This is a genomic window from Streptomyces sp. NPDC059037 (genome assembly GCF_042740015.1).
Classification (GTDB): Bacteria; Actinomycetota; Actinomycetes; order Streptomycetales; family Streptomycetaceae; genus Streptomyces.
In genome coordinates this window covers 21,945-30,570 of the sequence record NZ_JBHYIG010000094.1, presented here as the reverse complement: position 1 = coordinate 30,570, position 8,626 = coordinate 21,945, and the positions used below count along the sequence as shown (strand labels likewise).

The 8,626-nt window shown below is 74.5% G+C and carries 6 protein-coding genes; 4 read left to right on the top strand and 2 right to left on the bottom strand.

Annotated features, from left to right (window positions below; all coding sequences use genetic code 11):
- The first annotated feature begins 316 nt into the window (after positions 1-316).
- Both ACFWY6_RS20685 and ACFWY6_RS20680 read left to right on the top strand, forming a co-directional pair.
- Entirely contained in the window at positions 317-2,857 is a 2,541-nt protein-coding gene (locus tag ACFWY6_RS20685) for an ATP-binding protein (RefSeq protein WP_384692274.1), read from the top strand.
- Complete coding sequence (locus ACFWY6_RS20680; protein WP_384692271.1) at positions 2,854-3,537, top strand: response regulator; 684 nt, start codon at positions 2,854-2,856, stop codon at positions 3,535-3,537. The genes ACFWY6_RS20685 and ACFWY6_RS20680 overlap by 4 nt, the downstream gene beginning before the upstream one ends.
- On the opposite strand, the gene ACFWY6_RS20675 is transcribed toward ACFWY6_RS20680, so the two are convergent.
- The gene (locus ACFWY6_RS20675; RefSeq protein WP_384692269.1) at positions 3,500-4,381 is read right to left on the bottom strand and encodes a MarR family transcriptional regulator; all 882 of its coding nucleotides are present in this window, start codon (positions 4,379-4,381) and stop codon (positions 3,500-3,502) included. The genes ACFWY6_RS20680 and ACFWY6_RS20675 overlap by 38 nt on opposite strands.
- Before the next feature lie 211 nt (positions 4,382-4,592).
- Between ACFWY6_RS20675 and ACFWY6_RS20670 the strand changes: the two genes are divergently transcribed.
- Positions 4,593-5,441: an ABC transporter ATP-binding protein gene (locus tag ACFWY6_RS20670; RefSeq protein WP_384692281.1), complete on the top strand. Its 849-nt coding sequence runs from the start codon at positions 4,593-4,595 to the stop codon at positions 5,439-5,441.
- On the top strand, positions 5,438-6,328 hold the full coding sequence (locus ACFWY6_RS20665) for an ABC transporter permease (protein WP_384692266.1): 891 nt from the start codon (positions 5,438-5,440) through the stop codon (positions 6,326-6,328). The genes ACFWY6_RS20670 and ACFWY6_RS20665 overlap by 4 nt, the downstream gene beginning before the upstream one ends.
- Positions 6,329-6,427: 99 nt before the next feature.
- Here ACFWY6_RS20665 and ACFWY6_RS20660 read toward each other — a convergent pair whose 3' ends face one another.
- The gene (locus ACFWY6_RS20660) at positions 6,428-8,218 is read right to left on the bottom strand and encodes a BTAD domain-containing putative transcriptional regulator (protein ID WP_384692263.1); all 1,791 of its coding nucleotides are present in this window, start codon (positions 8,216-8,218) and stop codon (positions 6,428-6,430) included.
- Positions 8,219-8,626 lie beyond the last annotated feature (408 nt).

The following is an 8,626-nucleotide window of genomic DNA, read 5'->3' as shown; positions in this document are numbered from 1 at the left end:
CGGGGGCCCCCCCACCCCCCCCCCGGGGGGGGGCGGCGGGCCGCCGGGGGCGCGGGGGGGGGCGCGGCGGGCCCCCCCCTGTGCCGCGCGGCGCCCCCGCGGCACCCGGCGGCCGGAGTACCCACGGCCGGCAACCGAAGCCGTCAGAGCCGCGTCAATGTCCTCGTGACGGGCGCCAGAGTCGCGTCAAGGGCCGCGTCCACGGCGCCGGGAGGGCGTTCGGTGGAGGAATCTCCCCGAGGGCACTTCCCCCCGCTCCCGCGGAAGGCGCCCCGAGCCATCACCCAGGGGAGAAACAGGAGTTGAGCGCGAGTCCATGAGCGGCGTACGGCCCGGACAGTTAAAGGTCTACCTCGGGGCGGCCCCCGGCGTCGGCAAGACCTACCGCATGCTCGACGAGGGCCGCCGCCGCGCGGCCCGCGGCACGGACGTGGTGGTGGGCTTCGTGGAGTGCCACCGGCGCCCGCGGACCGAGGCGATGCTGGCGGGCCTGGAGGCCGTCGGGCGCCTCGACTGCGGCTACCGGGGCGGCACATTCCCGGAGATGGACCTGAAGGCCGTCCTCGCCCGGCGCCCGCAGGTGGCGCTCGTCGATGAGCTCGCCCACACGAACGTCCCCGGCGGCGGCCGCAACACCAAACGCTGGCAGGACGTCGAGGAGCTCCTCGCCGCCGGGATCGACGTCGTCACGGCGCTCAACATCCAGCACCTGGAATCCCTCAACGACGTCGTCGAGAAGATCACCGGCGTGCCGCAGAGCGAGACCGTGCCCGACGACGTGGTCCGCCGCGCCCAGCAGATCGAGCTGGTCGACATGGCGCCCGAGGGCCTGCGCCGCCGCATGGCGCACGGCAACATCTACGCCCCGGCCAAGGTCGACGCCGCCCTCGCCAACCACTTCCGCCCCGGCAACCTCACCGCGCTGCGCGAACTCGCCCTCCAGTGGGTGGCGGGCCAGGTCGACGCGGCCCTCCTGCGGCACCGCTCCGAACAGGGTGTCGCCCGCGTGTGGGAGGCCCGCGAACGCGTCGTCGTCGCGCTCACCGGCGGCTCCGAGGGCGAGACCCTGATCCGCAGGGCCGCCCGCATCGGCGCCCTGCCCCGGGCGCTCACCTTCGTCCGGGCCGGGCAGGCCCCGCCGGCCCGCGGGGATCTGCTTGCCGTGCACGTGACGCGCAGCGACGGGCTCGCCGCCGGGGCCTCGCACTCCGCCCTGGTCCGCCAGCGCCGCCTCGTCGAGAGCCTCGGCGGCAGCTATCACTCGGTCGTCGGGGACGATGTGCCCACCGCCCTGGTGGAGTTCGCCCGCGCGGAGAACGCCACCCAGCTCGTCCTCGGCACCAGCCGGCGCGGCCGCCTCGAACGGTTCCTCACCGGCAGCGGCATCGGCGAGACGGTGGTCGCGCTCTCGCGGGACATCGACGTCCACATGGTCACCCACGAGCGGGCGGGCCGCGGCAGACTGCTGCCGTCCCGCCGCCGTACGCTGCCGACCTCGCGCCTGGTCGCGGGCCCGATCGCCGGTCTTGTCCTGCCGGTACTGCTGACCTTCGGGCTCGACGGTCTGCGCGGTCCGCTGAACCTCACCAGCGAGGCGCTGCTGTATCTCCTGGCCGTGGTGGGCGTGGCCTGCATCGGGGGCGTCGCATCGGCGGTGATCGCTTCGCTCACCGCGTCGCTGCTGCTCAACTACTGGTTCATGCCGCCGGTCGGCGAATTCACCATGGCCGATGCGAACAGCATGCTCGCGCTGGGTGTCTTCGCCGTCGTCGCGGCGACGGTCGCGGCCGTCGTGGACCGGTCGCTGCGGCTTGCGCGGCGCTCGGCCCGCGCGACGGCCGAGGCGGAGACGATGTCCTCGCTCGCGGGCAGCATCGTCCGCGGCGACGAGGCGATTCCGGCACTCCTGGAACGTACGCGGGAGACCTTCGGCATGGCGTCCGCCGAGCTCGTCGAGGAACCGCCGGGCGCAGGTGCGTCGGGGACGGGCGGCGCCCTGTCCGTGCCGGTCGGCACCGGCAACTGGCTGCTGCTGCGCGGCCGTACCCTCCCGTCGTCCGAGCGCCGGGTGCTGGCCGCGTTCGCGGCGCACGTCGGCGCCGCCGTGGAGCGGGCCCGGCTCGCCGAGCGGGCGGCCGAGGTCGAACCCGTCAAGGCCGCCGACCGGATGCGCACGGCGCTGCTGAGGGCCGTCGGCCACGATCTGCGGACTCCGCTCGCCGCGGTCCTTGCCGCCGTCAGCTCGCTGCGCAGCCGTGACGTGGACTTCTCCGCCGAGGACCGCGACGAACTGCTCGCCTCCGCCGAGGAGTCCCTGGCCAAGCTGGACCGGCTGGTGGAGAACCTCCTGGACCTGAGCCGTCTTCAGGCCGGCGCACTCACCCTCAAGACGCGCGCCACAGCCCTTGAGGAGGTCCTTCCGCTCGCCCTGGACTCGCTTCCCGGGCACGCGGCGGACATCGAGGTGCGGAGCCTGGAGGAGATCCCGGCGGTGCTCGCCGACCCGCCGCTCCTGGAACGGGTCATCGCCAACCTCGTGGGCAACGCCGCCCGGCACTCGCCGCCCGGCGTACCGGTCCTGGTCTCCGCGAGCGCGCTCGGCGGCCGGGTCGAGCTGCGCGTCGTCGACCGGGGCCCCGGAGTGCCGCCCGCAGACCGGGAGCAGGTCTTCGAGCCGTTCCAGCGGCTCGGCGACACGGACAACACCACGGGCCTCGGCCTGGGGCTCGCCCTGTCCCGAGGGCTCACCGAAGCGATGGACGGCACGCTCACCCCGGAGGACACCCCGGGCGGCGGCCTCACGATGGTCCTCTCGCTGCCGTTCGCGGGGGCCGCCGGGAAGGGGGCGCGGCGATGACGCGGGTGCTCGTGGTGGAGGACGACGTCCAGCTGGTCCGGGCGCTCGTGATCAACCTGCGGGCCCGCGGGTACGGGGTCGAGACCGCCCCCGACGGTGCTACGGCCCTGCGGATCGCCGCGGCGCAGCGGCCCCACGTCATCCTCCTGGACCTGGGCCTTCCGGACATGGACGGCATCGACGTACTCACGGGTCTGCGGGCCTCGACCCGGGCGCCGATCCTCGTGCTCACCGCGCGCCGTGCCGCGCCGCAGAAGGTCGCGGCGCTCGACGCGGGAGCCGATGACTACGTGACGAAGCCGTTCAGCATGGACGAACTCCTGGCCCGGCTGCGCGCCGCGGTCCGCCGCACCCGGGCCGTGCCGGTCACCGGCGACGCGGTGGTCGTCACGACGGACGAGTTCACCGTCGACCTGGCCGCCAAGAAGGTGCGCAGGCACGGACACGACGTACGGCTGACGCCGACCGAATGGCAGCTCCTGGAAATACTGATCTCCCACCCCGGGCGGCTCATCACCCAGCGCCAGCTCCTGGAGGACGTATGGGGCTCGTCCCGCAGCGACAAGACCAACTATCTCCGCGTCTACATGGCCCAGTTGAGACGCAAACTCGAAGCGGACCCGTCCAGCCCGCGGCACTTCATCACGGAGCCGGGCATGGGCTATCGCTTCGAGAGCTGAGAGCCGCGCGCTGGCCGGGGGAGAGGCGGTCCGGTCCGGCTTGCCGCAAGGCCTCGGCGACGCGTGACGGGGGCCAGTCCAGGGCCGCGGCCAAGTGGTCGGCGGTGGGCGGCGCGGTCGAGTGCAGCAGGGCGGCGAGCACGGTCAGGGCGTCGTCGACGGCCGTGGGGCCGCCGCTCATGTCGTCGCTGAGCGTCGCGAAGAATCCGCTCATCTGGGCCAGGCGCGCCCCCGCCGGTGTGGCCGCGTCGAGCAGATCGACGCCCCGCAGCGCGATGTCCGCCCACTGCGCGTGCGTCTGGGCACTGGTCGTCCAGGCCCGCAGCCACACGTCGTCGTCGACGACGTACCGCTCGCGCCGCCGTCCGGGCTCGCGCACCCGGCGGATCACCCCGAGGGACTCCAGATAGGCGACGGCCTTGGACACCGAGGCGGCGCTGACCCGCAGCCGCCGGACGAGTTCGGCGGCGGTGAGACTGCCGGAGTCGTCCGTGATCAGGCGGGCGAGCACCCGCGCCGGCATCCGCGGCAGCCCCGTCCCGGCCATCAGCGCGGCGAGCTGCTCGGCGAAGCCGGCGACGACGTCGGGGTCGCGGCCGTGGGCGTCGGGCGTCGCCGACGGGTCAAGGGGCGGGCGCGGCGTGCGCCGCCGGGCGCGCCGTTCGGTGGCCAGATGGGCGTGGTCCACGCGGTAGGCGGCGGGTCCGCCGTTGCGGGCCACCTCCCGGCTGACGGTGGACGTCGGTCTGCCGAGCCGCCGCGCGATCTCGGCGTAACCGAGCCCGTCGGCGAGGCCCGCGCCGATGTCCCCGCGGTCCTGGTGGGTGAGCCTGCCTCCGGGCACGCGCACCGCCTCCCTTGCGTTTTGCGGCAATGCCATTGCAACGAATGCCGTGAAATCCCTTGTTGGGGCAGCTTACTTGGCGGATTTATCTTTGATGACCCACTAAACGCAACGTAGCTTCGCGGCTGTATCAAGCGATCCGGCGGGGACTTGAGGAGCTGACGTGACGACGACCGGCAAGGACGTCGTGCTCGATGTCGAAGGGCTGCGCATGCGGTACGGCGCGATCGATGTCCTGCACGATGTGACGTTCCAGGCACACCACGGCGAGGTGGTGGCCCTGCTCGGGCCGAACGGTGCGGGCAAGACCACCACCATCGAGATCCTGGAAGGGTTCCGCCTCCGCTCGCAGGGGCGGGTCGCGGTGCTCGGCACGGACCCGGCGGACGCCTCCGAGGCCTGGCGTGCCCGGATCGGTGTCGTGCTGCAGTCCTGGCGCGACCACGGCAAGTGGCGGGTGCGGGAGCTGCTCGCGCATCTGGGCACGTACTACGCCCCGTACTCCACCGGCACGCGCCTGCGGCCGTGGGACACCGACGAGCTCGTGGCCGCGGTCGGGCTCACCGCCCACGCGGGCAAGAAGATCAAGACGCTGTCCGGCGGGCAGCGCCGCAGGCTCGACGTGGCGATCGGCATCGTGGGCCGCCCCGAACTGCTCTTCCTCGACGAGCCCACCGCGGGCTTCGACCCGCAGGCACGCCAGGAGTTCCACGCCCTCGTGCACCGGCTCGCCGCCGACCACGAGACGACGGTCCTGCTCACCACGCACGACCTCGACGAGGCGGGGAAGCTCGCCGACCGCATCATGATCCTGTCCGGCGGGCGCATCGTCGCGGACGGTACGGCCGACGATCTCGCCCGGCGGATCGCGGGCGAGGACGAGGTGCGCTGGACGCACGACGGGCAGCGGTGCGCCACGTCCACGGCCGACTCCACGGCATTCGTCCGCGGCCTCTTCGGGCGGTACGGCGAGGCGATCGGTGAACTGGAGGTCCGCAGGGCCTCGTTGGAGGACACCTACCTGGCACTGGTGCGCGAGGGCGAGGTGGCGGCCCGATGAGCGGCACGCACGCGATGGCGTCGAAGGGGGCGGGCGCGACGGGTCCGGCGGCGGTGGCGCTGCGCGCCGGCTGGACCCGCGGCCTGATCGAACTGCGGCAGTCGTTCACCAACGGCGCCGACCTGCTGTCGCATCTGCTCTGGCCCGCGCTGATGCTGATCGTCCTGTTCTTCCTGAGGGATACGACCTTCGGAACGAGCGGACTCCTGCTCGGCACCCTCGCGCTGCCCAGCATCCTGGGGATGAACGCCGCGATGGGCATGGTCACCATGAGCCAGGTGCTCACCGCCGAACGCGAGGACGGCACGCTGCTGCGCGCCAAGGCGACGCCGAACGGGATGCGGGGCCACCTCGTCGGGAAGGTCATCTCGGTGGCGGGCGGACTCCTGGCCGACCTCGCGATCCTGCTGATCCCGGGCGTCCTGCTCATCGACGGCCTCGCGGTGGGCGGCGCGGGCGCCTGGCTGACACTGACCTGGGTGCTCGTCCTCGGCATGGTGGCGACCCTGCCGATCGGCGCCGTCCTCGGCTCGGCCTTCACCAGCGCGCGCAGCCAGGGTCTCGTCCAACTGCCGGTCCTCGGCCTGATCGCGGTCTCCGGCATCTTCTACCCCGTGACCGCGATGCCGCAGTGGGTGGAGTGGCTGGCGCAGGCGTTCCCCATCTACTGGCTCGGCCTCGGCATGCGCTCCGCCCTGCTTCCGGACGGCGCGGCAGCCGTGGAGATCGGGGAGTCCTGGCGGCACTGGGAGACCGCGGGGGTCCTCGGCGCCTGGGCCGTGGCGGGGCTGCTCGTGGCGCCGGTCGTGCTGCGCCGCATGGCCCGCAGGGAGTCGGGGTCGAGCGTGGCCGAGCGGCGGGAGCGGGCGCTGCGGAGGGTGGGGTAGGCGCCCCCGAAGGGGCGCGGGGAACTGCGCGACTAGCCACGACACAGCCGCAGACCATCGACGGCCGTCGGCTGCGGTGCCGGGCGGCCGTCAGCCCCGTCAGCCCCGCCGGCGCCCGGCCAGCTCGGCCAGCTCGGCGCGAGCCGCCCGCACCTCGTCCACGGCCTGCCGGTGCCCGCCCTCGTGGGCACAGCGCCCGGCCCGGTCGAGAAGCGAGCGGGCCGAGTCCGGATCGGTGGCCGCGCGGACGCGGGCCAGCGCCGTGAGCGCGAAGGCGAGCACCGTCCCGCCGAACGGCTCGGCGAGCCCGACGGCCGCGCCCGCCAACTGCTCGGCCTCGTCCGCCTCACCAAGCAGCAGATGAAGCTCGGCGAGGTTGGCGCGCTCGAAGGCGGTGGCGGTGGGCCGCCCTGCCTGCTCGGCGAGGGTGAGTGCGCGCCACCCGTGCTCCAGCGCCTTGCGGAGCCGCCCCGAGCGGCGGGCGTTCTCGCGCAGCACGGACAGGACCGTGGCGAGCAGCGCCGGGTCACCGGACTCCTCGGCCGGCGCGAGAGCCCGCTCGGCGGGTGCGATCGCTTCCGCATTACGCCCCAACAGGCCGTGACAGGCGGCCTGTTGGGCGAGGGACCTGGCGAGGAGGGCGGCGTGTTCGGCCTGCCGGTCCGGACGCCGCTGCCCGGTGGCCTCCTCCAGGCGTCCGGCGGCAGCGGCCCCGGACGGTGCGCTCACCCACGGCGGCCCGGGTCGGGCGGGCGGCGCGTCCCGGCCGTCCGCGCGCAGCAGTTCCTCCGCGCCCCGCGCCGCCGCGAGCCCGGCCTCGTACTCCCCGTCGTTGAACAGGATCATCGACTCCGCCATGCGGTGCGCGGCGTGTACGTCCGGGGCGGCGTCCGGCCGTGGTGGATGGTCCGCGAGGGTGGCGCGCGCCTCGTCGGGCGTGGTGGCGCGGGACAGCACCTCCGCGAGCCGCGCGGCCGTCAACGTGCAGGCGTCGGGGCTGCGTTGGAGTTCGTACGACGCCAGAGCCTCGCGCAGTACGTGCACCGCGTCGGCGTAGCGGCCCGAGCGCTCCAGCGTGCGGGCCAGGGCCACCCGGACCCGCGCCGCGTCCGCCTCCGGCTCCGGCTCCGGCGGGTGGTCGAGCGCCGCGCGGTACAGCCGGGTCGTCTCCGGGGCGGGGCGTGCGCCCAGGTCGGCGAAGTCCATGGCCGCCGCGCACCGCTCGTACTGGCGGGCCGCCGCGCCCCGCATCCCTTGCCGCAGATACGCCCCGATCAGCACGCGGTGGGCCCGCTCGTCGGCGGGTGCGGACTCCAGGACGAGGCGTGCGACGGCCGCCGCCTGCTCCGCGTCGCCCGCGTCGAGCCGGGCCCGCGCGAGGGCGAGCGCCACCCGGACCCGCAGCTCGGCCAGGCGGGTGCGGTGCGGCTCGGCCCATGGCGCGTAGCGGTCCTCGGGGAGCAGGTCTCCGGTGAACGCGTCCAGGGCGGCGGCCAGTTGGGCGGTGTCGCCGCCCGCGAGCGCACGCTCCGCCAGGGATCCCGCCCGGTCCGCGTCGACCACGACCCTGCCGGGCGCCAGGCGCAGCAGCGACCCGTCGGCCACCACGTAGGACGATGCGGCCCGTGGTGTCAGTTCGGGCTCCAGGGCGTGGCGCGCGGCGTGCAGCGCCACCCGCAGGTTCCGCTGTGCGGCGGGCAGTTCGGCATGCGGCCAGCACTCCGCCATGAGGTGCTCGCGGTGCAACTGGTGCCCCGGGGCGAGGGCGAGGAGTTTGACCAGGGTGCGGGCGCCCGGCCGCGGCCACCGCTCGGCGGGCGGCACCCCGGCGGGCCGTTCCGTGCGGAATCCGCCGAGCAGGCTGATGCGGAGTGTTGGAGGAGCGCCCATGGGAGCAGCACTGTAACCGCTTGCCCCCACCGGCCTGTTACCGGTGAATTACTGGCCGGATCTCGCCCCTCGTAGCAGCACGTCAGACGAGTGCCGCGTGCCTGATCGCGTCTACTTCACACCGGCGGGAGAGAGCCCCGGAGAACGCGTTGACCTGCGCAAAGGGCCTCCCGAAGATATGTGCCGAGCACCGCCGCCATCCCCGTGTCCCCCTCTGGAGGAAGCGTGAAGCGTTCCCAAGCCCTCGCCGTGGGCGTCGCGTTGCTGCTCTCGGGCAGTGTCGTGGCGGCCAACGCCGCCCACGACCCCGCCGCGCCCCCCCCCCGGCCCACCCCCCCCCCCCCCCCGGCCCCCCCCCCCAGGGGCCCCCCCCCACGGGGGGGGCGGGGGCACCAAGCCCCGCCCCCC